Annotated in this window: 2 protein-coding genes; both read right to left on the bottom strand. The window is 50.2% G+C overall.

Annotation, left to right across the window (positions count from 1 at the left end; genetic code table 11):
* Nucleotides 1-347, bottom strand: a 347-nt coding sequence (locus ACTHUR_RS13370; protein ID WP_440399017.1) for an HD domain-containing protein, incomplete at its 3' end; no start/stop codon positions are given.
* 104 nt (nt 348-451) lie between these two features.
* Nucleotides 452-658, bottom strand: a complete 207-nt coding sequence (rpoZ, locus tag ACTHUR_RS13375) for a DNA-directed RNA polymerase subunit omega (protein WP_003682294.1) — start codon at nt 656-658, stop codon at nt 452-454.
* Between the last annotated feature and the right edge of the window lie 123 nt (nt 659-781).

The following is a 781-nucleotide window of genomic DNA, read 5'->3' on the forward strand; positions in this document are numbered from 1 at the left end:
AGTTTGGAGAGGCCGTCTACCATTTCGGCAATGGTATCGCCGAATTCTGCCGCCATTTCGACTTTGGTTACACCCGTATCTTCCAATACATCATGCATAACGCCTGCGCAGAGACCTTGAACATCCATGTGCCAAATCGCAAGCTGCGTGGCTACGGCAAGGGGATGGGTAATGTAGGGCTCGCCGCTTTTACGGGTTTGTCCGTCATGGGCGTGGAAAGCGTAGGCAACGGCTCTTTCAAGCTCGGCCTGCTCATTGGTATTGAGATAGGATGCGGTACGAAACAGAAGCTCGCGCGCTTCTGCTGTCAACGGATCATAGGGGGCGGTAGGCAGTGGGGCTGGCATTTTCAGACGGCCTTTTATGGCTATTTTTAAGCCGTCAGACTGTATCGGTTGTGATATCGCACCGATACAGTCCGCGCGGCGGTTTTATCGGTTTGCCGGTTGGTTTATTTATTGCGGGTCAGCAGCTCGGTTCCGATTTGTCCGGCTGCGATTTCGCGCAGGGCGGTAACGGTTGGTTTGTTGTTGCGGATGTCGTCAACCAAAGGCGTATTGCCGTTTTCTAATTGACGTGCGCGACGGGCGGCAACGAGGGTAAGGTCGAAGTGGTTAGGGATTTTACCTGTGCAGTCTTCAGTAGTAATACGGGCCATGTTTGCTTGCTTTCTTTCTATGTTTCAAATAAACGGTTATTTTCGCTGTTTTTTAGGAATTTTCCAACAGGTTTGAGATAAATCCCTGTTTAGAGGATTTTTTCAGACGGCCTGCTTTAATAA

The sequence above is a fragment of the Neisseria sp. P0021.S007 genome, assembly GCF_051956855.1.